General features: G+C 39.3%; 29 protein-coding genes and 2 pseudogenes. 7 read left to right on the forward strand and 24 right to left on the reverse strand.

Annotation, left to right across the window (positions count from 1 at the left end):
• Window positions 1–29: 29 nt before the first annotated feature.
• Window positions 30–3596, reverse strand: a complete 3567-nt coding sequence (gene rpoB / locus EL097_RS02140; protein ID WP_003046175.1) for a DNA-directed RNA polymerase subunit beta — start codon at window positions 3594–3596, stop codon at window positions 30–32.
• 264 nt (window positions 3597–3860) lie between these two features.
• Window positions 3861–6161 carry a penicillin-binding protein PBP1B gene (gene pbp1b / locus EL097_RS02145; protein ID WP_003046173.1) on the reverse strand — a complete coding sequence of 767 codons (2301 nt, stop codon included), beginning with the start codon at window positions 6159–6161 and terminating at the stop codon, window positions 3861–3863.
• 106 nt (window positions 6162–6267) lie between these two features.
• On the opposite strand from pbp1b, the gene tyrS reads away from it, so the two are divergent.
• On the forward strand, window positions 6268–7527 hold the full coding sequence (gene tyrS / locus EL097_RS02150) for a tyrosine--tRNA ligase (RefSeq protein WP_003046171.1): 1260 nt from the start codon (window positions 6268–6270) through the stop codon (window positions 7525–7527).
• A 271-nt stretch (window positions 7528–7798) separates the two neighbouring features.
• Here tyrS and EL097_RS02155 read toward each other — a convergent pair whose 3' ends face one another.
• From EL097_RS02155 to EL097_RS02240, 18 genes and pseudogenes are all read right to left on the reverse strand, one after another.
• A complete protein-coding gene (locus EL097_RS02155) occupies window positions 7799–8146 on the reverse strand; it encodes a type II toxin-antitoxin system RelE/ParE family toxin (protein ID WP_003046168.1) in 348 nt (115 codons plus the stop codon).
• Window positions 8136–8423, reverse strand: a complete 288-nt coding sequence (locus tag EL097_RS02160; protein ID WP_003046166.1) for a type II toxin-antitoxin system RelB/DinJ family antitoxin — start codon at window positions 8421–8423, stop codon at window positions 8136–8138. The genes EL097_RS02155 and EL097_RS02160 overlap by 11 nt, the downstream gene beginning before the upstream one ends.
• 68 nt (window positions 8424–8491) lie before the next feature.
• A complete protein-coding gene (locus EL097_RS02165; protein WP_003046164.1) occupies window positions 8492–8869 on the reverse strand; it encodes an ArpU family phage packaging/lysis transcriptional regulator in 378 nt (125 codons plus the stop codon).
• On the reverse strand, window positions 8859–9206 hold the full coding sequence (locus EL097_RS02170; RefSeq protein WP_003046162.1) for a sigma factor-like helix-turn-helix DNA-binding protein: 348 nt from the start codon (window positions 9204–9206) through the stop codon (window positions 8859–8861). The genes EL097_RS02165 and EL097_RS02170 overlap by 11 nt, the downstream gene beginning before the upstream one ends.
• A gap of 396 nt (window positions 9207–9602) precedes the next feature.
• Window positions 9603–10091, reverse strand: coding sequence for a hypothetical protein (locus EL097_RS02180; RefSeq protein ID WP_129544917.1), 489 nt, complete (start codon window positions 10089–10091; stop codon window positions 9603–9605).
• Window positions 10092–10164: 73 nt separating this feature from the next.
• On the reverse strand, window positions 10165–10722 hold the full coding sequence (locus tag EL097_RS02185) for a hypothetical protein (RefSeq protein WP_003045777.1): 558 nt from the start codon (window positions 10720–10722) through the stop codon (window positions 10165–10167).
• A 1-nt stretch (window position 10723) separates the two neighbouring features.
• Complete coding sequence (locus EL097_RS10545; protein ID WP_003045775.1) at window positions 10724–10897, reverse strand: hypothetical protein; 174 nt, start codon at window positions 10895–10897, stop codon at window positions 10724–10726.
• 5 nt (window positions 10898–10902) lie between these two features.
• Window positions 10903–11076 carry a hypothetical protein gene (locus EL097_RS02190; RefSeq protein ID WP_003046156.1) on the reverse strand — a complete coding sequence of 58 codons (174 nt, stop codon included), beginning with the start codon at window positions 11074–11076 and terminating at the stop codon, window positions 10903–10905.
• A 334-nt stretch (window positions 11077–11410) separates the two neighbouring features.
• Window positions 11411–12913, reverse strand: coding sequence for a DNA primase family protein (locus tag EL097_RS02195; protein WP_003046154.1), 1503 nt, complete (start codon window positions 12911–12913; stop codon window positions 11411–11413).
• A 19-nt stretch (window positions 12914–12932) separates the two neighbouring features.
• Window positions 12933–13790 (reverse strand): primase alpha helix C-terminal domain-containing protein, encoded by an 858-nt coding sequence (locus EL097_RS02200; protein ID WP_129544918.1) that lies wholly within the window; start codon window positions 13788–13790, stop codon window positions 12933–12935.
• Window positions 13791–14063: a hypothetical protein gene (locus EL097_RS02205; RefSeq protein ID WP_001100459.1), complete on the reverse strand. Its 273-nt coding sequence runs from the start codon at window positions 14061–14063 to the stop codon at window positions 13791–13793.
• A 2-nt stretch (window positions 14064–14065) separates the two neighbouring features.
• Window positions 14066–14395 (reverse strand): hypothetical protein, encoded by a 330-nt coding sequence (locus tag EL097_RS02210; RefSeq protein ID WP_003045763.1) that lies wholly within the window; start codon window positions 14393–14395, stop codon window positions 14066–14068.
• Between the two features lie 11 nt (window positions 14396–14406).
• On the reverse strand, window positions 14407–14601 hold the full coding sequence (locus EL097_RS02215) for a hypothetical protein (protein ID WP_129544919.1): 195 nt from the start codon (window positions 14599–14601) through the stop codon (window positions 14407–14409).
• Window positions 14594–15076 (reverse strand): hypothetical protein, encoded by a 483-nt coding sequence (locus EL097_RS02220; protein WP_003046145.1) that lies wholly within the window; start codon window positions 15074–15076, stop codon window positions 14594–14596. The genes EL097_RS02215 and EL097_RS02220 overlap by 8 nt, the downstream gene beginning before the upstream one ends.
• Window positions 15077–15320: 244 nt before the next feature.
• Window positions 15321–15563, reverse strand: a complete 243-nt coding sequence (locus EL097_RS02225; protein ID WP_003045756.1) for a hypothetical protein — start codon at window positions 15561–15563, stop codon at window positions 15321–15323.
• 13 nt (window positions 15564–15576) lie between these two features.
• Entirely contained in the window at window positions 15577–15984 is a 408-nt protein-coding gene (locus EL097_RS02230) for a hypothetical protein (RefSeq protein ID WP_003046143.1), read from the reverse strand.
• A 20-nt stretch (window positions 15985–16004) separates the two neighbouring features.
• A complete protein-coding gene (locus EL097_RS02235; RefSeq protein ID WP_039994743.1) occupies window positions 16005–16613 on the reverse strand; it encodes a BRO-N domain-containing protein in 609 nt (202 codons plus the stop codon).
• A 16-nt stretch (window positions 16614–16629) separates the two neighbouring features.
• Window positions 16630–16854: pseudogene (locus EL097_RS02240) on the reverse strand (helix-turn-helix domain-containing protein); the annotation flags it as partial.
• Between the two features lie 151 nt (window positions 16855–17005).
• Here EL097_RS02240 and EL097_RS11105 point away from each other — a divergent pair.
• From EL097_RS11105 to EL097_RS02270, 5 genes and pseudogenes are all read left to right on the forward strand, one after another.
• Window positions 17006–17236 (forward strand): annotated as a pseudogene (locus tag EL097_RS11105) (helix-turn-helix domain-containing protein); the annotation flags it as partial.
• Window positions 17237–17803: 567 nt separating this feature from the next.
• Window positions 17804–18079 (forward strand): helix-turn-helix transcriptional regulator, encoded by a 276-nt coding sequence (locus tag EL097_RS02250; protein ID WP_003046134.1) that lies wholly within the window; start codon window positions 17804–17806, stop codon window positions 18077–18079.
• Between the two features lie 174 nt (window positions 18080–18253).
• Window positions 18254–19768, forward strand: coding sequence for an RNA-binding domain-containing protein (locus tag EL097_RS02260; protein ID WP_003046132.1), 1515 nt, complete (start codon window positions 18254–18256; stop codon window positions 19766–19768).
• Window positions 19769–19851: 83 nt separating this feature from the next.
• The gene (locus EL097_RS02265) at window positions 19852–20997 is read left to right on the forward strand and encodes a tyrosine-type recombinase/integrase (protein ID WP_129544920.1); all 1146 of its coding nucleotides are present in this window, start codon (window positions 19852–19854) and stop codon (window positions 20995–20997) included.
• A 151-nt stretch (window positions 20998–21148) separates the two neighbouring features.
• Window positions 21149–21532, forward strand: a complete 384-nt coding sequence (locus EL097_RS02270) for an HIT family protein (RefSeq protein WP_003046128.1) — start codon at window positions 21149–21151, stop codon at window positions 21530–21532.
• Between the two features lie 40 nt (window positions 21533–21572).
• Here the strand turns inward: EL097_RS02270 and EL097_RS02275 are convergent, their stop codons facing one another.
• The 4 genes from EL097_RS02275 to ispE all read right to left on the reverse strand — a co-directional run bounded on the left by EL097_RS02275 (window position 21573) and on the right by ispE (window position 24467).
• Window positions 21573–22388, reverse strand: a complete 816-nt coding sequence (locus EL097_RS02275) for a metal ABC transporter permease (RefSeq protein ID WP_003046126.1) — start codon at window positions 22386–22388, stop codon at window positions 21573–21575.
• On the reverse strand, window positions 22381–23100 hold the full coding sequence (locus EL097_RS02280) for a metal ABC transporter ATP-binding protein (protein WP_003046124.1): 720 nt from the start codon (window positions 23098–23100) through the stop codon (window positions 22381–22383). Before EL097_RS02280 ends, EL097_RS02275 begins: the two co-directional genes overlap by 8 nt.
• Window positions 23101–23103: 3 nt before the next feature.
• Window positions 23104–23547 (reverse strand): zinc-dependent MarR family transcriptional regulator, encoded by a 444-nt coding sequence (locus EL097_RS02285; protein ID WP_003046122.1) that lies wholly within the window; start codon window positions 23545–23547, stop codon window positions 23104–23106.
• A gap of 68 nt (window positions 23548–23615) precedes the next feature.
• On the reverse strand, window positions 23616–24467 hold the full coding sequence (gene ispE, locus EL097_RS02290) for a 4-(cytidine 5'-diphospho)-2-C-methyl-D-erythritol kinase (protein ID WP_003046119.1): 852 nt from the start codon (window positions 24465–24467) through the stop codon (window positions 23616–23618).
• A 265-nt stretch (window positions 24468–24732) separates the two neighbouring features.
• Here ispE and EL097_RS02295 point away from each other — a divergent pair, with 265 nt between their 5' ends.
• Window positions 24733–25713: a polyprenyl synthetase family protein gene (locus tag EL097_RS02295; protein WP_003046117.1), complete on the forward strand. Its 981-nt coding sequence runs from the start codon at window positions 24733–24735 to the stop codon at window positions 25711–25713.
• Window positions 25714–25787 lie beyond the last annotated feature (74 nt).

Raw genomic sequence — 25787 nt, forward strand, 5'->3', positions numbered from 1 at the left:
GTAAATAATTGTTTATAAGAATTGATTGCTTATTTGTCGTCAGTTGTTCCAAAAACCTCTTGGGTTTCTTGAGCTTGTTTTTCACGCGCTTTTTCAAGATCGTCAACGTGCATCACATCATCGTCTTCGCCTTCATCAAGGTCACGAAGTTCAACTTCATTGTCGTCCTCGTCAAGCACACGCATGTCAAGACCAAGAGATTGCAATTCTTTCACAAGAACGCGGAAGGATTCTGGCACACCTGGTTTTGGAATCGGTTTACCTTTGGTAATCGCTTCATAAGCTTTCAAACGTCCAGTCACATCATCTGACTTGTAGGTCAAGATTTCTTGAAGGACATTTGAGGCACCATAAGCTTCAAGGGCCCAAACCTCCATTTCACCGAAACGTTGCCCACCAAATTGAGCTTTACCCCCAAGTGGCTGTTGGGTAACAAGTGAGTATGGTCCGACTGAACGCGCATGAAGTTTATCATCAACCATGTGGTGGAGCTTGATCATGTACATGACCCCAACTGACACACGGTTGTCAAATGGTTCACCAGTACGTCCATCATAAAGAACAGTCTTGGCATCTGAATCCATACCAGCTTCACGAACAGTGTCCCAAAGGTCTTCTGATGAGGCACCGTCAAAGACTGGTGTTGCAATATGGATACCCAAGTTACGAGCAGCCATACCCAAGTGAAGTTCCATAACTTGTCCGATGTTCATACGTGATGGCACCCCAAGAGGGTTCAACATGATATCAACTGGTGTTCCATCTGGAAGGTACGGCATGTCTTCAACTGGTACAATACGTGAAACGACACCTTTGTTTCCGTGACGACCGGCCATTTTATCTCCAACTTTGATCTTACGTTTTTGAGCGATGTAAACACGCACAAGCATGTTAACGCCTGATTGTAACTCATCACCGTTAGCACGTGTAAAGATCTTCACATCACGAACGATACCATCTCCACCGTGAGGCACACGAAGTGAGGTATCACGAACTTCACGTGATTTATCCCCAAAGATGGCATGCAAGAGACGTTCTTCAGCAGAGAGGTCTTTTTCACCTTTAGGTGTGACTTTACCTACTAAGATGTCGCCTTCTTTAACCTCAGCACCAATACGAATAATGCCCATCTCGTCAAGGTCTTTGAGGGCTTCTTCACCAACGTTTGGTACTTCGCGAGTGATTTCTTCAGGCCCAAGCTTTGTATCACGCGTTTCTGATTCAAATTCTTCCAAGTGAACAGATGTATAAACATCTTCTTTCACAAGGCGCTCACTCATGATAACGGCATCCTCAAAGTTATAACCTTCCCAAGTCATGTAAGCAACGACTGGGTTTTGTCCAAGGGCCATTTCACCATTTTCCATAGATGGTCCATCAGCGATGAAGTCACCTTTTTCAACAATGTCTCCTACTTTAACAAGAGTGCGTTGGTTATAGGCAGTTCCTGAGTTGGAGCGACGGAATTTGGTAATGTGGTAAACATCAAGTGAACCATCTTTACGACGGACTTCAACTTTTTCAGCATCAGAAAAGACAACTTTACCATTGTGCTGAGCAATAACCGCAGCACCAGAGTCATGGGCAGCTTGATATTCCATACCAGTCCCAACAAACGGTGCTTTGGGATCAATCAATGGCACAGCCTGACGTTGCATGTTGGCACCCATGAGGGCACGGTTGGAGTCATCATTTTCCAAGAAAGGAATACATGCCGTCGCAACAGCAACTACCTGTTTAGGTGAAACGTCAACGAAATCCACAATACTTGCAGAAAATTCTTGGTTATTCCCTTGGTGACGACCCATAACGATTTCTTCTGCAAAAGTGCCATCTTCGTTTAATTTAGAATTGGCCTGTGCAACTGTATATTCGTCTTCTTCGTCGGCAGTCAACCAAACAATCTCGTTAGTTACCTTACCAGTCGCACGGTCAACCTTACGGTAAGGTGTTTGAATGAAACCATATTTATTAAGATGTCCAAATGAAGACAAGTTGTTAATCAAACCAATGTTTGGTCCTTCAGGTGTTTCAATCGGACACATACGACCATAGTGCGTGTAATGCACGTCACGAACCTCATAACCAGCACGGTCACGTGTCAAACCACCAGGTCCTAAGGCAGATAAACGACGTTTATGAGACAACTCTGACAATGGGTTGTGTTGGTCCATGAACTGTGACAACTGAGAAGAACCAAAGAATTCTTTGACAGCTGCTGTGACAGGACGGATATTGATGATTTGTTGTGGTGTTAACACATCGTTGTCTTGGACAGACATACGCTCACGCACGTTACGCTCCATACGAGCAAGACCGATACGGAATTGGTTGGCAAGCAGCTCACCAACAGCACGAATACGACGGTTACCCAAGTGGTCAATATCGTCAACTTTTCCAATACCTTCAGCAAGGTTCAAGAAGTAAGACATTTCTGCTAAAATATCAGCAGGGGTAAGAGCACGAACCTTATCATCTGGATTAGCATTACCTACAATAGTAACGACACGATCAGGGTCGATTGGAGATACCACCTTGAATTTTTGAAGAATAACAGGCTCTGTCACTACCGCATAATCATTTGGTGTGTAAACAAACTTGTTCAAATCACCATCAAGATGTTCCTCAATAGATTCAATCACACTGCGTGTCATCTCAGTTCCAGCTTCTACTAAAATTTCGCCAGTTTCAGCATCTACAAGATTTTCAGCAATGATTTGGTTTAAAAGACGAGTCTTGATATTAAGTTTTTTGTTTACTTTGTAACGACCAACTGCAGCTAAATCGTATCGACGAGCATCAAAGAAACGCGCAATCAAGAGACTACGTGAACTGTCAGCAGTCTTTGGCTCACCTGGACGAAGACGCTCGTAAATTTCTTTAAGAGCCTCATCTGTACGAGAATCGCTTGGATTTTTGTGAATATCTTTTTCAATAGTATTACGAACAAGATCGCTTTCCCCAAAAATATCAACGATTTCGTCATCACCTGAGAAACCAAGAGCACGAACCAAGGTTGTGAATGGAATCTTACGGGTACGGTCAATACGAGTGTAAGCAATGTCCTTTGAGTCAGTTTCTAGCTCTAACCAAGCCCCACGATTAGGGATAACAGTTGAGCCATACCCCACTTTACCGTTTTTATCTACTTTATCATTGAAGTAGACACCTGGTGAACGCACCAACTGAGAAACGATGATACGTTCACCACCGTTGATGATAAAGGTCCCCATTTCCGTCATGATTGGGAAATCACCAAAGAAGACTTCTTGAGTTTTAATCTCACCAGTTTCTTTATTGACCAAACGGAAGGTAACAAAGATTGGTGCAGAATAACTTGCATCGTGGATACGAGCTTCTTCAAGGGTGTATTTAGGTTCCTTGAATTCGTAACCAACAAATTCAAGTTCCATGGTATCCGTAAAATTTGAAATAGGAAGTACATCTTCAAATACTTCTTTCAACCCTGAATCGAGGAAATCTTGGAATGAGTCAGTTTGAATTTCAATCAAATTTGGTAAATCAAGAACTTCTTTGATTCTTGAAAAGCTACGACGTGTACGGTGTTTTCCGTATCGAACTTCATGTCCTGCCAAGTTTTTAGCTCCTTCTTCTTTCTTAAGCTTTGCCGTTTCAGCAAATCGCAACTAAGTTATCATTTGTCCTAAATGTGAATTTTTAGAATCTTTAAATATGGATTACAAACCCTATTTTTCCTAAAAATAGGCACAAAAAGAGCAGCTAAATCTGACTTCATCAGTGTGATTTAACTGCTGTTCTTCCTAGCTGGACAATATTTCAGCTAGATTGGACGACAAATAGTTACTAAAATTGTACACTATTTGTCGACAAAATGCAACTTAATTTCTCTTACCTCCAAAACTTGCCCAGGCCTTTTGATAATCAGCATCTGTTCCTCCGATAGCAAATCGGTAAGTCATAGCTCCTGGTCCTTTTTGAGCCCACAAGCTAGTCGTCATCTCTCCTCCAACAGAGAAGGTTCGACCGTTGACATTGACTGTCCCTGGTTGTAATCCTGTTGACTTCAAGACATTAGCCTTAATGACTCCTGAATCTAAGTGGAAACGTTGCCCGCCACCAAGAACATTAGGGTCCGCCTGATTAATGGCATTAGCTAAATAAGCCAGGTAATTAGAATTATTGTTATAACCGGTCAACGGAGCAAGCGAGGTATTGTCATCATGACCTGCCCAGCCTCCCAAAGTTGCCTTTGGCGTAGCAAGCACCAACCAAACGTCGGTATAATTTTCAGTTGTTCCTGTCTTACCAATCCAATCTGCATTGGCTAGACTAGGATTGATAGCTGCCAAACGACTCTTGAAAGTGGTCGTTGCACCTGAAGAGATTGGCCCTCTCAGTAAATCCTGTAAAATAGTTGCAGTTGGTGCAGAGAAAATACGGACTGGCTTGTTTTCGTGTTGGTAAACAACAGTGCCATCACTAGCTGTGATTTTATCAACAATATATTGTTTTTGGAACAAGCCATTATTTGAAATCATCTGATAAGCATTGGTTTGTTGGGCAACAGATACCTCGATACCACCGCCGAGAGGCAGACTCTCAATAGAATAATCTGCGATTTTATAGCCCATTTTGGTCATATAATCTTTCACATCGACCCCTTTTTCCCGCAATAATTTCTGCGTCCAAAAGGCTGGAATATTCCACGACGTATTGAGCGCTTCTTGAAGAGACATCATGGCTGTCCCTTCGCTGTCAGCGTGCATGATTTTTTGACCACTCGAGTAAGTCGTTGGGTAATTAGACAAGACGCTGGCGCTTCCCATCAATCCTTGGTCAATAGCAGGGCCATAAGAAATAATAGGTTTAATGCTAGAACCTGGAGAACGCACAGTATCAAAGGCATGGTTATTCTGGTTAAGGGCATAGTCTCTACCCCCAACAAAGCCTAAAACGGCACCCGTCGCATTGTCCGTCAAGACATTTCCCATTTGAACTGTACCTGTCCCATCATCTAACAAGCCACCAAACTGAGCTGCCGCTGTCTGCATCGCATTGTAAATAGGCTTATTAATGGTTGTGGTGATGGTATAACCACCCTGTTGCAATTCTGTTAAGGCCCTCTCTTCATAGGCAGCCTTAGTCTCGTCGTTTTTCAGGTCACGACTAGACACCTTATCTCGCTTAATCAAATAGCTATACATAGCTTTCTTAGCATCCGCTAGCACCGTGTAATAAAGGTAATCGTGATTTTTTACCGTAGCACTTCCCGGTTGGATAAAATCCTTCTGAATCGGATAAGCCTTATAGTCCTCGTATTCTTTTTTTGTCAGGGCACCTGTACGGTACATGTTATAGAGAACATTTTGCTGTCGCTTGATGCCATAAGCCATGTCCTCTTCTGACTTCAGTTGTCCCGTTGACAAATAAGGAGAGTAAACAATTGGACTCTGCGGAAGCCCCGCCAAAAATGCTGCCTGTGGAACCGTTAAATCCTTAGCAGATACTCCAAAAATACCACGCGCTGCTTCTTCAACACCTGCGATATTTTGACCTTTGTTATTGCGACCAAAAGGAGAAACATTCAAGTAGTGAGACAAAATGTCATCTTTGGACATGTAACGTTCCAAAGCAAGAGCATAGATAATTTCTCTTGATTTTCGTTTAAAAGTTGGATCATCTCCCAAAACTTGTTGCTTGATTAACTGCTGTGTCAAGGTTGAACCACCACTGGATTCGCCAAATCCCAAAACGGAGGCTAAGGTCGCTCGAAAAACAGCCTTAGGCACCACACCTTTGTGTTCTTGAAAATGCTCATCTTCTGTAGAGACAATGGCTCTTTTAATATTATCTGAAATGGCATCATTAGCCACAGGAGTTCTAAGTAAATCAGTATCAAGAGTAGCAATCAAGCTATTATCAGAGTAATTCATCTGTGACATCATGGTTAAGGACTCAACCTGCTTGACTAAACTTGCTTTACTGGGAACTTTGACAGAATCAACCTGACTAGCCAAATAGCCCAGAGCCATACCGGCTCCCATCATTCCAAAAAGGAAAATGACAATATAAAAAAAATTAGACATGAGTTTCAGGGTACGCAAAAGGACAGGTCCCAAATCTAAGAGACCTAATTTCTGCTCACCTTTGCTTTTGTGTTTCGTGTTCCATTTCACCATAAAATACCTCACCTTCTATTATACCAAACTTTGATAAAGCTTGCATAGCCACAACAGTTTTTGGTATAATGATTTCCGAAACTATAAAGGAAAACGGAGAAAGCCTATGAATATTTTTGAAGAACTCAAAGCACGTGGCTTGGTCTTTCAGACAACTGATGAAGAAACCCTAGTCAAAGCATTAACAGAAGGGCAAGTATCCTATTACACTGGTTATGATCCAACCGCTGACAGCCTTCATCTTGGTCACTTGGTTGCTATCTTAACATCTCGTCGCTTACAATTAGCAGGGCATAAGCCATATGCGCTAGTTGGTGGAGCAACTGGTCTGATTGGTGACCCTTCTTTCAAAGATGCCGAACGTAGCCTGCAAACAAAAGAAACCGTTCTCAACTGGAGTGACAAAATCAAAGGTCAACTGTCTCGCTTTCTGGATTTTGAGAATGGAGACAACAAGGCAGAACTTGTCAACAATTACGACTGGTTCTCGCAAATCAGCTTTATTGACTTCCTCCGTGATGTCGGCAAATACTTCACCGTTAACTACATGATGAGCAAGGACTCTGTTAAAAAACGTATTGAAACAGGAATTTCTTACACTGAGTTTGCTTACCAAATCATGCAAGGCTACGACTTCTACGAACTCAATGCCAAGCATAACGTAACCTTACAAATTGGTGGCTCAGATCAATGGGGTAATATGACCGCAGGAACCGAATTGCTTCGCAGAAAAGCTGACAAGACTGGTCACGTCATGACCGTACCACTCATCACCGATTCAACCGGGAAAAAATTCGGTAAATCAGAAGGCAATGCTGTCTGGCTTGATGCCGACAAAACTTCCCCTTACGAGATGTACCAATTCTGGTTAAACGTCATGGACGATGACGCCGTACGATTCTTAAAAATCTTTACATTCTTATCTTTAGATGAGATTGCAGAAATTGAAACCCACTTTAATGCCGCTCGTCACGAGCGCCTCGCTCAAAAAACCTTGGCGCGCGAAGTGGTTACTTTGGTTCATGGCAAAGAAGCTTACAAACAAGCGCTTAACATCACTGAGCAACTCTTTGCTGGTGCTATTAAAAATCTTTCTGCCAGCGAGTTAAAGCAGGGCTTAAGCAATGTGCCTAACTATCAGGTAAAAGCCGAAGACAACCTTAACCTTGTTGACATTCTCGTGACCGCAGGCATTTCCCCATCAAAACGCCAAGCACGTGAAGATGTGCAAAACGGTGCGATTTACATCAATGGCGACCGTGTTCAAGAGTTGGATTACACCTTATCAGATACCGATAAAATCGACAACCAACTAACTGTGGTTCGCCGCGGTAAGAAAAAATACGCTGTTCTAAAATTTAACTAACCTTAAACGTCTTTAAATCGCCTTAACTACTGATATGACAACGTTTCTAGGGATTTCCTATAACTTTAATTATCCTTAGATATTCCTTCAAAGTCCACAAAAAAGTCCACAAATTTTGACACTAAAAAAGCTATCAACTCAATGTTTGATAGCCTAAAACAGTAGTAAAAGGTGAACAAATTTTAATAAGTTCAGCAGGCAAGAAACTAGCACCCGGTAAAGGTGCTTTTTAGTTTGCTGTAAATCTATTGTAACATGTTATTATGCGTTTTTATTTTTTCTTAAACAGTCTGATATAGTCTTGTTTGCTATGGATAATGTCAGATACAAAAACGGCTTTTCCGTCTTCTAAAATGTGATAAAAAGCTAGATAGTCCCCTAAAACAATGCAACGGGTATTATGTGGCGGGTAAATAGTTTCTCCTACTCTGTCATCTGCGTTAAATCCTGCTTCTGGGAAAAATTCAAGACGTTCTAGCCCGTAAAGAATATTGTTGACGGTGTTAGCTCCTGCTTGCTCCGAAAAGTAAGTAGTTTCAATATAGCTTTTTATTGCCCGTAGCTGTTCCTGTACGGTTTCGGGGATAATAAGGCTATGGGTTTTATTATCAGATACCAAGGTTAGCCCTCACTTCACTAGCGTTGTATACCCGCCCATGCTCTAAATCGTCAAAACTTTTAGCAATTTCAGCACGTAAACCTGCAAGTAGTTCAGCCCGTTCTTTATCGGTGTCAGTCTCAAAAGGTAAGGCTTTATTTTGTACAATGTTTTCTAAAAACAAATTAAAGCTAGCTGTCATGTCAAGGTTTTGGGCCGCGATAATAGCTTTAGCTTTTTCTAGTAAATCGCTGTTAGTCTTAAAGTTGACCTGCGTATTTTTTTCTAAAACGTGCATAGTAGCACCTCCTTAATGATATTATATCACTTTTAACTATACCTGTATAGTTGCATATAGCTGAGTGCCTATGCTGTTGTTATTAACACACCATTTCTATAACTCTGGGCGAATTCAAGCAAGGCTCTTTTCTTGGTCTCATAGTACCGACTTTCAGAGCGTTTGAGTTGCGTCATGATCTTCTGGTTAGATAGCTTCTCACTAATCAAATAACACTCAATCAGTATTTGTCTGTATTCTATCTTAGACAGTTGATTGATGGCATGTTTAATAGCATCTAGTTCCTCTAAGGCACATTCTCGGCTTATTTCAAGGTGTTCTCTGCGTGTGGAATGGCAATCTATATCAAACTGGTAACGCTCGTTATAGCTTAAATCAAGGCTATTGGCGATACGTTGCCATCTATGAAACTCTTTTAGTTTACGAATAGCGTTCTTATGGTTCATCTAATACCTCTAAAGCTTCTCTATGTAATTTAAAAACGGTATTCCTTGAATAACCTAGTTTATCAGGTATCTCATCCCATGATAAGCCATCCACGTATCTAGCTTTGATAACAGCAATCTGTCTCTCATCTTGCAATGTGGCAATCATGGCCAGTCTCTTGTCACGTTCCTTAGCTAAATATAAGAGTTGTTTAGCTGTACCTTTTTCGATGCCATTTAGTAACTCAGGATTACGAAAAGCATTCATTAGCTTGATGTCCTTGTCTCGTTGTTCCTCAAATAAGGTCATTAAAGCAAAGAGCGGTTTCAATTCTTTAAGTTGTTCTTTGGCGTTCATTAAAGCCCCCAGTGTGGTATAATTGTGTTAACAGATATAACCAAGGAGGCGTTCGCATGGACGTCTTTTTGTTTTGTTCGTTTTGTAAACTAGATATTTTTTGTAGTACTTCGCTTTTCGCTTCTAAAATCGTTTCTAAGCGCTTTTTAGAGTTTATAATATAAATCATCAACCTTTTAGACAGAAGCGTTAAAACCATGCTTTATTTTAGTCTGAGAGTGTTATTCTGTGTGGTAGGCTTCCTAGCTAAAACTAGAGGTTAAATCCTTTCGCGCCAAGCTTTTTAATCTTCGTCAAAAATTTCAAAAAGGGAATTTTTTTCACGGAAAAGGGCGCGTTCTTTGTTTTCCGAACAATATAGCCCCGTTTAAAAATGAAGGGGGTAGTTTCCGAATGTTATAGCCAGTACCTGTCCCCCTTATCCATATAGTAATGAAATCTCTTCCAGTGATACAAGTATTTAGCTATTCTCATGTACTTAGGACGCTTAGGAAAGTCATCATGACTATAATAACCATGTTTGTGTTTGGCTTTTGGATCTACTTTCAAACACTCTTTAAAGGCTAATCGCCAATAGTATTGACAATCTGTCTTGCTTCGATTGAGTGTGGCTTGATGAACCTTCTGACAAGAACCACAAGCAAAATCATGAGAAGCCTTAAATAACTTCCGGCAACGTCTCTCACAGTCAGGACACAAGAAGAAGTAACGTTTACCACCATAAGTTCCTGGTATCGTTTCAAGTAAGAGCTCTTGCCCCTCATAATGAACGATTAGCCCATCTAGGTCTATACGGATAGCTTGGCCATTTATTGTTCCTGTAACTCTAGTCTTCTCCTGTGTCTTCATTGGTTTAATGATACTCTCAATAGCTAGTTCTAACATTCTTTCTCCTTAACACTCACACAACCCAAAACTATTGATAAAACGACAAAAAGAGGGAAAACCCTCTGATTGTTTATTTAACGAGTAACTGACCTTCAACAACCATATCATACAACTGGTTAAAGGCTTGACTGATAGACTCAAGGATGGCCCCTAAGTCTTCTGGCGTCATCTCTTTATAATTCATAGAGAGGTGTTCAGCCAGTTGGTTGTGGTCTGAAATGAAAGTCATAAATGTGTCTCGATCGTTAACTTTCTCTTGGGTACTTTTAGATAAAGAAACCACGCGCTGATCATCAAGTTCTTCAACTTCCTTGATTAATTCGTTTTCTTGAGCCATGTCATCAAGTTCTCCATCCGTCATATCCTCAGGTTGGTTGTAATAGTCCTTGAAGCTGTCACAGATACGCTTGAAGACCTTGCTTAACTTTCTGTCTTCGGCATATTCTAAGACTAACTGATTAGCATAACCACCTTGGTCATCATTGTGATAAGTTGCGTCAATCACTGGTTGCTCATAGGTTCCAGTCATATAGCCTAAAATAGCATGACAAGCCACTTGTGCGGTGTCAAAGTCTTTAAACGTGTAGTGGAAGGTGAATGTTTTTGGTGTGTCTGAAAATGTTCTCATATTATTTCTCCTTTGTGATTGCTATAATGTCTGATAAATTGATGATGGCAGAAGGAGATGCTACCCAGTTTGGTTGTTTGCCAGATAAAAGATATTTGACCAACTCATTATAAAGGGTGCGGTCACCTTGAATGGTGATGGTGTTACCACCTCGTGTGTGTAATTTTAGTTTCATACCAGTTACCTGTACAAGACCAATAAAGAAGTTGTGGTAGCCATGTCTTCATAATTGCCAGAAGTGGCTTCTGAAAATTTGATGTCTATCACAGATACCGATAGGGTAAATTGATTGACCCGATATTCAAAATCGTCTAGTGATTCATTGTGTTTTTGATAAAATAGTTTGATTTTCAATTTTTTTAGCTCCTTTTCTTTAATTTGTTACCTTCTTTAGTGTTTTTGTTACCTTCTAGGTAACATAGCTCCGCCTTACTGCCACAAGGGGTTAGGCCGCTTTGTTACCATGTTGACCTTCTTTCTAACTCCTTACCCTTATATATAAATACTGCTTTTTTCCTATATAGAGAGTTAAAAAGAAGGTAACAAGGTCAACATAACAGCTATAAAGCTATATATATCAAGGGTCTAGGTGCGTTACCTTCTTTCTAAACAAGGTAACAAGAAGGGCAACAATGTTTGTAAAATCCTAGTAACTGCAAGGGTTTAGGCCATCAAAAGAAGGTCAACATTATTCTTTTTTTGTTATAGCGTGATTTACTCTCCCCAGTTTTGGCCTCTCAAACTCCAACGGATCCAGTTTGTCATAATCTTCAACCTTAACACGCGCTTTTTTTAGTTGGTACTTATTTGGCGTTAACTGCTGTAAGTGCCTGATTGTCTCCTTACCAGCACCGTAAACATTTGGCTTAGGTATTCCCATATCTTCGGCATAATGCTTCAAGGATCTTGTAGCGATAAAAACGGGTACTACGTCCAGCTCGTGCCAACCTCTTTCCATGTACTCATGTTTTACCCAAGATAACAAGTAATCATTATCTTCCTGGTATTCCTCTAACAGGCCTTTGACTGCCTGCGGTTCGATAAAATGAGTAAATGGTTTCTGGTTGATAGCTTTATAAAGGGCGTACTCTAATACCTCTTTATTGGCCAAAAAATCATTTTTTATCCAGGGCTTTTCTTTCTCACCGTTAAAGTCAGCATTGAAGGGGACAATCATAATACGCCTATACCAGCCCTTTGTCTTATTTCCACCGTTGGGGATATAGTTTCCTGAAAAGATATTAAAGAGTTTGAAGGTCGCTTCAAAAGCTGGGCGCCCCTTTGGATTGACTAGCACGGTGTCCCCACTGGTAATACTCATTAGGTCAGACGGATTTTTTAAGTATTCATTAGGTGTCTCGTCTCCAATATTGCAAACTTTACCTACTAGCGTTTCCAGGTTATGCTTTTCAGCAAACTGTGCGGGCTTCAATGCTGATACGTTACTTTCTCCTATCAGATTGATAAGGAACCGCTGAAATGTCCCTTTTCCGTTGTTACCGTCCCCGTAAAAGATAGCAAATTTATTCCGTGTATGGTTGGGGTTGATAGCCTCCAGGATAATCTGCCAAAACAATGTTACCAGCTCACTATCATTGCAAGCGATAGAGTTTAACCAATCGTCAAATGTCTTCCCCTCCCTATCGGTTGGGACCCGTTTAGGCGCGTGATAAGCTGTGCTGATTTTGCTTGTAATCACATATTTAGGGCTGAAAGGAAGTAGCTCTTTAGTCCTTAAGTCAATTATGCCATTCTGTACAGGGATAAGGTAGGCGCTCTCCAGCGGTTTCTTTATCCTTGTCAATGTCCTAACCATTAGCTTAATCTGGGGCCATTCCCTAGGCTTAATCCTCACGTCAAAAGTCTTACAAAATCGGTTAAATAGGTCATTACTAGCCGTATATATGCCCTCATCTAAATCATAGATATAGAGTAGGCTATAATCAGGTACGTTGCTTTTGCTGATAAAAGTAAAGGTGATAATTTCGCTTAGCATTTTGGCAACTGTGAAAACCTGGGGCATGGCCACCTTTTCGGTAACGTCCCCTGTACTTTCATTTATTTTGGTTTCCGTGTGTTCTTCCCGCCATTGTTCACCAGCTTGAAAGATACGGCTTTCCAATTCCTTCATTGTCCTGGGCGGTTGCTCATTTTCACGCGCCTCTAAGATTTCACTTTCCAGGCTTTTCAATTCTTCCTTTTCTATGGTTCTATCCTCTCTTTCTAAATTCTGCTCTTGCTATACTTTCAAAAGTCCTATCTAGCTCCCTCTCTGATAGGGGATTAGCCGTCACGCTGTTAGCAATCTTTGTTAATTCGTAAGCTGTTTCTAAATCACAATCAACCCACTTATTAAATAGCAAGCCAACAAACTTAGTTAGGGCCACGTTACGCCCACCTTCGTCTCCAAAACCATTAAACAAGGTATCTATGACCCTCATGGTGATAGAACGCTGACTTCTAGGGCGTGGCGTGTAAGTAGTAACAACTTGTCTGTTTGGCGTGCTACCATTTTTAGGAACAGGATAATCAAGACCATGGTTCACATAGCGCTGATAGCCCTCTGGGTCGCCTGTTGTAACAGGTAAGCCTTGTAATTGTGACCAGGTAAGGCTAGCTAAATCAAACGGCAGTCCAATCTTATCGGCTATCTCCTTGACCACTTGTTTATAAGTTGCTTCAGTCATCACGTCACTAGGCTTCACGACAAGCCGATAGCGTGGCTTCTCAGCGGTGTGTTTAATCGTTGGATAAATAATATAGCTGTATTCCCAAAGCGTCTGAGAAACGATTTTAGGTAGGTTGACGCCTGTTTCTATCTCGTCATAGTCAAGAAAAATCAAATCGCGATAAACTAAACTAGCATTATTGCGCTTATAGCTATCGTTTTTCTCTGCTGTGACCTTGCCACTTAGGCAGTAGGGGGCTTGTGTTCGCTTGTATTCTTCAATATCGATAGCCTCAGGCGGTTTCAAAGGTTTAAACTGCGCAATATAGTCAAATGGTTCTAAAGGTCCTTTGTAGGGGTACAAATAAGAGCTAAAGCCTCTTGCTTCATAAATAGCCATCTACACATTTACCCCCAAAAAGATAAGAATATCACTGACCTTGTAATAATGTTTCCTGGTGTCTTCTAGTGGTGGTTGGTATCGTCTTAACCCAGCATTTTCCCACCGTTTTAGGGTTTTACCTTTGATATTTAATTCCTCTTTGACCTGTTCAGCCGTGATCAATCCTAAAACTCTTGGTTTAGGTTTCTGGTAGGCTTCCAAAAAGCGATTAAAAGCGGTCAGGTTTTGTTCTAAGAGTTTTGCTTCATAATCTTGACTAAATACGTTCATACCTAACCTCCTTTGAGTAGTTCTTTGTAACTGGTTAAATCGGCATTCAATAACACACTTAGGCGTTCTTGTTCCTTTTGTACTTGATTATAAAAGGCTTTAGCACCATCTAGTAATTCTTCTTTGTTAGCTGGGATAAAGTACCCACGATTGAATCCGTGTCTAATGCCGATAATAGGGACGTTATAGCGCGTGATTAAGCTACTGATGATACTTTGGACGGAGCGTTCTTCAAGTTTCAGTATTAAGCCAATCTCTGCCCCTGTAATGGGGTTGTCTGCCCCCACCTTAATCAGATTAAGGACACGTCTATAATTTTCTGGTAGTGTCATTCAGTTCCTCCCTAATTGTAATAATGGTTCTGTGCTTGAATATAAGCCCCATAGTTTGCGTTCTGACTTGGCTTAGGTACTTGGGTATCTTCTGGTAAGTCAATCTCTATTAATGACTTAGAAAGGCTAAGAAGGAGCCCTAAGAGACCTAAAACAATGAATAAAATAAGTGTCTGTGTTGGGGTGAGGTTAAGTTCATTAGGCATTCTGTTCTCCTTTGGATAATTCAGCATAAAATATTGGGGCTGGAGTTGATAAGAGTCCGTGCTTTTGCATGTCCTCCCTCACCAGACGTAACAGAAAGTCATGAATATTACATTCTGCGCTCTTCGCACATTCAGGGTCAGTAAGTCTGACATATCGGTCAAGATAGCGAAAAAGAGTCGTTTCTATTTTGTTTTTTTCAAAAACATTTGCAGAGGCTTTTTTATCTTTTATCAGCGCCCCAAGTAGATACTTGATATTAGATTCTACAATTTGTTCATGTCCTTGTTCTTGCTCAATATAGGCTCTTCGTAGATCTTCAAACCCAACCCAAGTCTCTGTAATGGTAAGTTGTATTGTTTCAAGCATATCGCTTGCGCCTATATTATCTTTACTCAAAAGCCATTGATTCAAGATTTCAAGTTTTTCTTCAATAGTTTTTAATTCAAATTCAAAACGTTCAAAAAGTTTTTCCATGGTAGTATCCTTTATTTTCTGTGTAGTATTCTTATTGATTGCTTGTTTCTTATACTAGATTCATGCTAGTTTTAAGGGGTAGCGCCCTGCGTATGGTCAAAATAGCTTCAATATGCTATAATTTAAGACATAAAACCCCTTTAATAATAGCTTGCCTGCTTTATTAATTGAGTTTAGTTATACTAGTTAAAGGCTTGGAAGTTTGGTCGCTGTCAAAGCCTTTTTTGTTGTTCTGGGTTATTGATTAATAATTACCTTGTTCAATGTCATTCAAACGCTTTTGCTCTGCTTTGCGATCATAGATTAGCACTTTGTCATCAAGCATAAGCGATACGCCTTCCAATACGTTGAAAATTTCCTGTGTGACTGCTTCAAATTGTTCACGATCCACACTAGGTACTTTATCAGCGTAACCCTGTGCTAGTTCAGCAAAATCAACACCTTCATCAATCCATTTCTTTAACTCTTTGTAAGTTGTTGCTTTCATAGTATTTTCTCCTTTATCCATAGAGTTCCGTTAGTTCTTTAAAATACTGATCAGGAATTTCATCCATAGCCACTTGTTGTAATTGAATGGCCTTTAAACGATTGGTGTCGCTAGCAGTCGGTTTATTAATAATTTCAGCCGTTGCCTGTACTTGCTTGAAATACTCTTCAAGCTTAAGTTGCCTTCCTGCGGAAACTTCTTCGGATATGGCTTTTCTGTTATTGATAATTTCAAAGGTATCAATTTCACCGTTTGCCATGGTGTAATCAATGTTATTTCGATACCGCCAAGCTGCCAGCCTAAGCTTGATGTCTTTTTCAGGCCAATCGGGGAGCCGTTCAGCAATCAGCTCTATGCTCATTGTTCCTGTATCGTCAAATATCTGATGTAATAATTCTTGTGTAAATGGTGTTCTAGCCATTTTTTATTTACCTACCTTTCTTAATGGGTTGCTCTACTGTAAATAGCGTTTGAAACACTGATACCAAGGTCAAATTTATCCTTGATTACCATAAGTTCAACGGTATCATCTAATAACTGCTCTCTATCTTTTAACATTTGTTCAGTCATTTGAGATTTGCCAATCATCTTTGGTAATCCATACTTATTAGATACCGCTTTATTGGCAATCGTGTTGGCTTTGATAAGGTCAGTCTGTTTAACCTGTTCTAAGCCATTAACCAGTCTATTCATTGCCTGCTTCTGATGTTCTTTATCTAACATTCTAAACACTTGGAAGCCCTCTAGGCCTGTGCTTTGTCTTAACTGTTTAATGGTTTCAAATACCCATAATTTAAAGGTTTTGGCTTCCTTCTTACGGCTTGAGAAGATAGTTTCATAAATGCCAAACTCATTAACGATTAACATTTCTTGTTGACGCCCTAAACTGTCTGCGACGTGGTTGTTTGAAACAACCTCATCTCCCAAACGTTGTTTAATAAATTTTGGCTTCAGATCTAGTGCTTTAGCAATATCAGCTAGCACCGCCCACCATTCGCCATTATGCTCTACAAATCGGATAGTATATCCGTTCCATGTTTCTGTTCTCAATAAGTTGTCCTTTCAACTCTTCTGGTGTTAGTTCTATTTTTTTCGTACTATCACCTAAAAAAATATCATCTAACTTAACATGATACAACTCTGACAAGTCTTTCAACAGCTCAAAAGGAATTAGAGTACTATCTTTTTCGTACTTTGAGATGGTCTGAAAATTCTTGCCTACTTTTTTTGCTACCTGTCGCAAGGTATAACCTGCATTTACTCGACACGCTTTTAGTGTCCATTGTGTCATTTTTTAACTCCTTTCAAAAGTGATAAAACAATAGTACTATTATTTTCGTACTTGGTCAAGTGCTTTTGAACAAAAGTTTTATTTTTTTCGTACTATGTCGTTTTTTGTGTTATAATCAAAATAGAAAATTAGTGAAATGGAGGGGAATCACTTGGCAAAGAATAGCCCGCAGGATATAAAAAATAGGGAATACTTTTCTGATAATCTTAACAGAATTATGAAAGAAAAAGGAGTCCGGCAAATTGATTTACATAATAATACAGATATCCCAAAAAGCACGATAACTGGGTACGTAAAGGGAAAATCCTTGCCTACACCGGGGAATCTTCAAAAAATAGCTGATTTTTTAAATATAAAAAAATCCGATTTAGATTTACGTTTTAATCCAAGGGAGGAAAATCCACAAATAAAATTAATTGATTCATGGTTGAATGGTCTAATGGAGTTATCTAACATCGAAAGTTCGGTTACTGAAAACGGCGATGCTTCTTCCAAGACTGTGGGAGAGATGCTTGATTACTACAGCAAAGTAAGCATTATCGGATTAGAATTTATAAGAGCATTTGAAAACGGTGAAACAAAAATAGAGGCTGAAAAAAGATTATCTAAAAAATACACGAAAAAAGATATTGTGGTTGCTTTGCGACTTTTGAAAAATATGGCTCTCCATCACTCGAGTGATAAAGTAGACTAACCCACGCGCCACGGTGTGAAAATCCTAAATACCTAATCAGTTTATTTCTGAATTAGAGGTTTTTAGAGATTTCTGCGCGTGCTTCCCTCATGCTTCAGCAAGTCCGCTGGCCTTGTCTAAACCTTGTCACTTTTTAGGGTGGATAAAATGGCCGATTTTCTTTTTAAGACGTCAGCAATGTCATCTTTTCAAGGTGTCTAAAATTACTATGATACTTTGCTATTAAGAAATACATAATAAAGAAAGTGTGAAAATATGGATGAATTAATGCAACAAATGGCTGATAAATTCGGTGACATGGTCCAGGCTGTAATCATTGAAAAAATAAAAGTCATTGATATTGATCAGACATTACCCATGGAACTTAACCAAAAACAATTGGCAACTTTGCTCGGTTGTTCTACAAGTCGTTTACCTGAATTTATTTATCGGAAAGATTTTCCTAAGATTGATAGAGGATATGGAAGAAGATTAGCCTTTCCAAGAGATGCCGTGAGAGAATGGTATAACAATAACTGGCACAAGTTATAAACAAATTAACTAAGATGATTTTTAAACTTTCCCGCGCGTGTGCGAATGTGTGTGCGAATTGATTGTTATCGACAAATCCTTTAATAACGCCTTTTTCTAACAGGAAACAAACTTATTAGTCTGCGCGTGTGCGAATGCGTGTGCGAATGCGTGTGCGAATTGATTGGAGAAAAAATGAGAAAATACGATATACAAAAATTGTTATTATCAGGGGAGAATCAAAGTGTCGAATTTAAAGAAGCTAAAAATTCTTTCCCTAAAGACGGTATGAAAACAATTTGTTCCTTCGCTAATACAAATAATGGTCTGTTAATTCTAGGGGTCTCAGAAAACACAAAGAGTAAAGATTTTTATATTTCCGGCGTTAATGATTCCGATAAAGTACTGGACGAATTATATAGTTTACTTAATAACCCTAAGAAAATTAATAGAAATGTGATTAATGAAGAAAGTGTTGAAGTCACAAATATAAAAGGAAAAGAGATTATCATTATCTCTGTTAACAAGGTTGACTACAAGGATAAACCTATATATCTTAATGACAATATAGCATCTACCTATTTTCGTCAGGGGACTGGTGATTTTAGGTGTTCACAAGAACAAATCAATGCGATGCTAAGAGATTCTGCAAAAGAAAGTTTTGATAGTACACTTGTTCAGGATTTCTCTATTTTAGATTTAGATAGAGAAACAATAAACCGTTATAGAGAAAAGTTCGATAATATTAATGCTGAACACCCTTTTTCCAAATTAGACACCGAGCAATTTCTCTTAAAAATAAACGCTCTACGAAGAGATCGTACAGACAATAAAATAAAACCAACTGTGGCTGGATTATTAATTTTTGGAACACATAATGCCATAAAAGAGTTTATTCCTCACTATAACGTAGAATATGTTTTAAAAGAATTTACCGAAAATAATCGATTTAAAGACCGAGTAATTTATGATGGTACGTGGGGAGAAGATAATCTTTTTAATTTCTTTCACCTAGTTATCGAAAAATTGTATCTAACTTTAAATGACAACTCTAACATTCAAGAAAATTCTATGAATAGAATTGGGATTTCAAAGTTACGAATTGCAATTCGTGAGGCATTCGTTAACAGCCTTATTCATAGTGATTATAAAAGCGAAAAAGGGATAATGGTAATTAGATATTCTGATAGATATATATTCACAAATGGCGGAACACTTAGAATTGACCTAAAGGACTTTTTTAGTGGGGCACATTCTGATCCAAGAAACTACTTAATACAAGAAACTTTTAGGTTTTTAAATTTATGTGAAAAAGCGGGAACTGGTATCCCTAAAATAATGGAAGCAGTTAAAGAGAGTCATTTAAAGTATCCCAAATTACGAACTGAATTAGACTCAGTTGAACTTACATTATGGGATACTTCCCTTATAGATAACCTAGATATTGATAACGAATATGAGAAAAAAATATTAGAGTTAATAATCGAAAACCGTTTCATAACAAGAGAGACTTTGGAAGAAAAACTAAAAATCCATAAAAATACAATTTTAAAATATTTAAAAAAATTAGTGGAAAAACAAGCTATCAATAAATTCAAATCTGGTAGACAATACGTATACTTTATTGCACAAAACCAAGATCCTGAATTTCAAAAATATAACCACATTGATGCTATGTATTCTCTACTAGAAGAAATGAAACGAAAATAAAGACCTTCTCGTAAGCCCTGACATGATATAAACCTAAAACCCTTTTAATAATAGCTTGCCTGCTGATGGAAAGGTTTATGATCATGAAGATAACAGAACATAAAAAAAAAAACGGTACAATCGTTTATCGTGCCAGTATTTATCTAGGTATTGACCAGGTAACAGGTAAGAGAGTAAAAACCAGTCTCACCGGAAGGATACAGACAGAAGTTAAGCAAAAAGCCAAACACACGCAGTTTGACTTCCTGTCTAATGGTTCTACAATACATAAAGAAGCACAGATTAGGAATTATCAAGAGTTGGCAGAACTATGGCTAAAGAGTTATCAGCTCACCGTTAAGCCACAGACTTATGAAAGCACTAAATTGCTGCTTAAAAATCATATTCTGCCCGTTTTCGGTAATATGAAGTTAGAAAGGATAACTCCTAGCTTTGTTCAACAATTTGCCAATAAACTAGCACACACCTTAGTAAATTTTAAGGTTGCTTGCTCTATTAACCGCAGAATTCTCCAATATGCGGTACTATTGCAACTTATTCCTTATAATCCAGCTAGGGAAATCATTATCCCTAAAAAGCAAAAGAAATCAGCCGATAGGGTAAAATTTATTAATCCTCAAAATCTAAAAGCATTGCTCGACTATATGGAAACATTAGCACCAACCAAATATCAATATTATTATGATAACGTCCTTTATCGCTTTTTGTTAGCCACTGGTTGCCGTTTTGGTGAAGCGGTAGCTCTCGAATGGTCTGATATTGATTTAGAAGCTGGTACCGTTAGTATCTCAAAGACGTATAACCGACAAATCAATCAAATCAGCACACCCAAGACAAAATCCGGTAAGCGTATCATTAGTATTGATAACAAACTAGTCCTACTGTTAAAACAATATAGGAATAGACAAAGATTAATTTTTATAGAAATCGGTGCGCATGCTCCTAAAGTCATTTTTGCTAGTCCAACCCTAACATACGCGAGTAGTGACGTTAGATCAAAAGCATTAGCACACCGCTGCAAAGAAATAGGTATCCCTCGCTTTACCTTTCACGCTTTTAGACATACTCACGCTAGTTTATTGCTGAACGCCGGTATCAGTTACAAAGAACTACAACACCGATTAGGTCACTCCAATATCAAAATGACCTTAGACACGTACGGACATATCTCAAAAGAAAAAGAAAAGGAAGCTGTTTCCTATTTTGAGAAAGCTATAAATAACCTGTAAGTCCACAAAAATAAAAATAAGAAGACCGAAACCACTCAAACACTTGTTTTATAAGGGTTTGTAACAACAGTAAGTAAAGTTACGCTGTTCTCACTTACTAGATAACCCATTAAACGAGCTCTGGCTCGGTTTTTCATAAGGAGATTCACCTATGACAGAATGTAACTTTTGCCATCAGCTCAAAGCAAGTCAGCTACTGACTCAAAGTCGCTATTTCAAGGTTGTTTTTGATATTGATCCTATCCAAAAAGGGCACCTTTTACTGATTTCCAAAGACCATTACACTAGTTTGACACAACTGCCAAAGGAAGTGCGCTATGATCTCATCGACTTACAAACCGCTCTAGTTGCTAAGCTAGAGCAGCACCTTCCCATTTCAGGCGTCACTAGCGTCAGCAATGACAAGGAGTTGATGGATGAGGGGACTCATTTTCACCTTCATTTGATCCCTCGCTTAACTAATGATAGCTTTTGGGAGGGCATCACCATTAATCAAGAAAATTGGGATCTTACGCCTTTTTTAACACATTTATAAATAAATCCTCACATGTTAAACATGTGAGGATTTTTTCTGATTAAACTAACCGTTTTTTAAGCATTCCACTTAGACTAACTATGAGGAAAATACTAATGAAAATCATGGTAATGGTGGCACTAGCTGGCGTTTCAAAGAAATAAGATAAGAAAATGCCAGATAACATACCGCTAAAACCGATGACAATTCCTAGTAAGATAACTGTTTTAAAGTTTTTCCCCAGTCTCATGGCAATGCTTGCTGGCAAAACCATAATAGTAGAAACCAAAAGTGCTCCTGCTGCTGGAATGGTCAAAGCAATAGCAACCCCAGTAACGATATTGAATAAGACAGACATCAGACGCACCGGCAGACCATCTACAAAAGCAGTATCTTCATCAAAGGTCAGAATGTACATCGGCCTGATGAAAAGAATGGTTAAGACCAAAATAATCACTGCAATAACGAACAAAGCAAAAACCTGCTCCATACTAATGGTGATAATAGATCCAAAAAGATATTGTTCCAAACTCATGTTGGAGGAGCTGGTTGACTTGCTCATGATAATCAAGGATAAGGCCAAACCAAGCGACATCAAAATAGCCGTCGAAATTTCCATGTAGTGTTTATAAACCACACGCAAGTACTCTAACAAAATAGCGGCCAAAACAACAACAATAATGGTTGTGATGGTTGGGGAAATACCAAGGACTACTCCAAATGCTACCCCGGCCAAAGAAACGTGGCTAAGGGTATCACTCATCAAACTCTGACGACGCAAAATGAGAAAAATTCCCAAAATTGGAGCAAAAATACTGATTGCCACAACAGCCATTACCGCCCTTTGCATAAAGTCATAGGACAAAATATCAAGCATGAACATGACCTCCTTTGTCACCATCTGCATCAACATCATGAATGTTGAAACACCGCCAAGGAAGGTTTTGATTCCTGATTAAGTGGATATTACGATCAGCATAAGCCTTCACTTCTTCTGGGTCATGGGTAATCATTAATACCGCTTTCCCATGTTGATGGGCATTGTGGTGCATCAATTCGTAAAAAGTATCCGTCGTTCCACTGTCCATCCCTGTTGTCGGCTCATCTAGCACAAAAATATCAGGGTCAGAAGCAAACATACGGGCAATAACCACACGTTGTTTTTGACCACCTGATAAACTACCAATTCTCTTATGACGGTTTTCCCACATGCCAACAGCTTCTAAGCTGGCTTGCACATGCTCTTCATCATGTTTGTTCAAAGGTCTGAACCAACCACTACGTGGGTAACGACCAGACTTCACAAACTCATAAACTGTGGAAGGAAAACCAGCATTAAAACTAGCCACCTGCTGTGGCAAATAAGCAATTCTTAATTTTTTACCATCTTTATTTTTCTTAGCAATGGTAACCTGACCAACTTTTGGTTTTAAAATGCCCAAAGTTGCCTTAATCAAGGTTGACTTTGCAGCACCATTTTCGCCAGTCATGGTGACAAATTCTCCACTATCTAAATGATAAGTGATGCCTTCTAAAACTGGATCACTCTCATATTGAAAGGAGAGATTTTCCACTGATATATATCGCATGGACTACCCTTCTAATTCCTCCGCAAAAACTGTTAAAAATTTGTCAACAACCTCTTGCTCTTCTGCGGAGAATTTCTTTAGCAAACGGTTGTAAACATTTAAGGTCTCATCATGATGGTGGGTGTGTTCTTTAGCAATCGGTTTGGCTAACTCGGTTAATTCAAAGTAAGTCACCCTAGCATCAACAGTATCTTTAGTTCCTGCTAGCATGTCTTGTTTGACCAAACTTTTAATAGCTTTAGTGACTGCTGCTTGACTAATGTTTAATTTTCTAGCCAAGTCGGTATTGGTTAGACGGTCCTGTGACAAAAGCATTAAAATGTGCTCTTGTGTATTGGTGAGTTTGACCTCACTTTGGCAAGCACCAAACAACAGCTCGTGCTGATTTTCAGCTTTCATCAAAATAGCATTCACTAAACTATCAAGTTTTTTTTCTAAAGTCCCCATAAGTACCCTCTTTCGTTAACCAGTTAATTATAACACGAAGCCTCTAAAGAAGCAAACTTAGCACAGTTTTACAAGGTTCTCACCTTATAAACTTCCTTGCAAAATCCTTTTAAACTATTGACCACTCGGTTAGCCTGTTTTTCAGTTTTACACAGGGCAAACACCGTTGGGCCACTGCCTGTCATCAAGGCTGCATCAGCACCAGCTTGCAGCATTTTATCCTTTATTTTTTGGATAAAAGGACGCTTGGCAATGGAAATATCTTCTAAAGAATTGCCCATTGTCAGTAGTAATCCCTCATAGTCATCTGCTTCAATAGCAGCAACCAATCCATCAATGGATACTCGTGAAATGGTGTCGCAATTAATATCTGAAAATACCGTTCGCGTTGAAATGCCAAACTCTGGTTTTACTAAAACCACCCAAGACGATAACTGGCCAGCAATTTGACTGACCACTTCCCCTTTACCAGATACTTGGGCACAACCTGCAACTAAACAATAAGGGACATCACTACCGATCTGCATGCCAATATCAATCATGTCCTCGCAGCTAAGGTTAAGTTGCCACAATTGATTCAAGGCTCTGATGGTGGCAGCAGCGTCACTAGAACCTCCACCCATACCAGCACAAACAGGAATGCGTTTTTCCAAGAAAATGGAAAGACCTGTTTTTATCTGAAAGCGGTCTTTCATCAGCTGCGCTGCTTTATAAACATCATTAGTTTGATTAACAGGCATTTTAGGACAGTTTGAGGTAAAGACAATCTTGTCTTCGTTCAAATGATCGACTGTCACATAGTCACACAAGTCAACACTGACCATAACCATTGACAAATCATGATAACCATCTGGTCGTTTTCCCCGAATGTCCAAGCCCAAATTGATTTTTGCAGGAGCTCTCTCAATGATTGTTACCATAATACTCCTTACTCTCATACCAGTACACTATCAAATATACACAAACCTCAGGAAAAATTCAAATAAATGTATGCTTTCTAACAAATGATTGGCCTATTCAGCCTTGGGGTAACCTCGTCAAGCGTTTCTAACAGAATGTCTTTTTCGACTGCAACCTTGAGGGTATTCCTTTTTTTTAAAAGCTTATGACTTATCAATTCTAATCCTAGTCATCCTGCCTGAAATGCGGTAAAATAAAGAAATAAAGTAAGCAAGGAGTATGGCTATGTCTTCGTTTTGGAGCAAAAATCCTCGTATGCAGGCTAAAATCAACCACATTTGTGACCTTATTGCTGAGCGGGTCGCTGTTAGAAACCCTGCTATTGAAACGGCTATTGTTGACTTGAGCACCGCCGGTGGCAAATACCTCCGCCCTGCCTTTTTTTACCTTTTTTCCGAATTTGGACAGACTGAGGCTAAAAATGAAGGCAAGCTCCTCAAAATTGCCACTTCCCTTGAAATCTTACACATGGCAACCCTGATTCACGATGATATTATCGATGATTCGCCTCTCAGACGAGGGCAAAAAACCATTCAAAGTCGCTTTGGAAAAGATGTCGCCGTTTACACAGGAGACTTACTCTTCACTGTCTTTTTTGAATTGATTTTAGAAAGCATGGTAGACACTCCCTATATGACCATTAACGCTAAAACCATGAAAAAGATCCTCATGGGAGAGCTCAACCAGATGCACTTGCAATTTAATCAAGACCAATCCATCCGTAGCTATCTCCATTCTATTTCCGGTAAAACAGCTGCGCTTTTTAGACTGGCTAGTAAAGAGGGGGCCTATTTTGGAGGAGCAGATACCAAAGTCGTGGCATTAGCTGGCAAAATTGGTTTCAATATTGGCATGGCTTTTCAGATTTTAGACGATATTTTAGACTACACAGCCAATCAGAACACCTTTAACAAACCTGTCTTAGAAGACTTAACCACCGGTGTTTACAGCCTGCCTCTCTTGTTAGCTCTACAAAAAGAGCCTCAAACTTTTAAGCCCTTCTTGGATAAGAAAAACACAATCAGCCTCACCGAACGACAGCTGGTCGCCCAAAAAGTCATTGACCTTGGTGGTATCAAAGCCGCTCGACAATTAGCCAGACGGTTCACCGAAAAAGGGTTGACTGACATCGAGAAATTGCCTAGCGTCAAAGCCCAAAAACAACTCTTCCAGCTGACCAACCATTTACTCAAACGCCATATTTAACCATTCCCCTTTATTGTAGGTATCTTCAAAAAACCAAAAAGTCTGAAATAGCACATAATGCTATCTCAGACTTT

This window comes from Streptococcus canis (assembly GCF_900636575.1).
Classification (GTDB): Bacteria; Bacillota; Bacilli; order Lactobacillales; family Streptococcaceae; genus Streptococcus; species Streptococcus canis.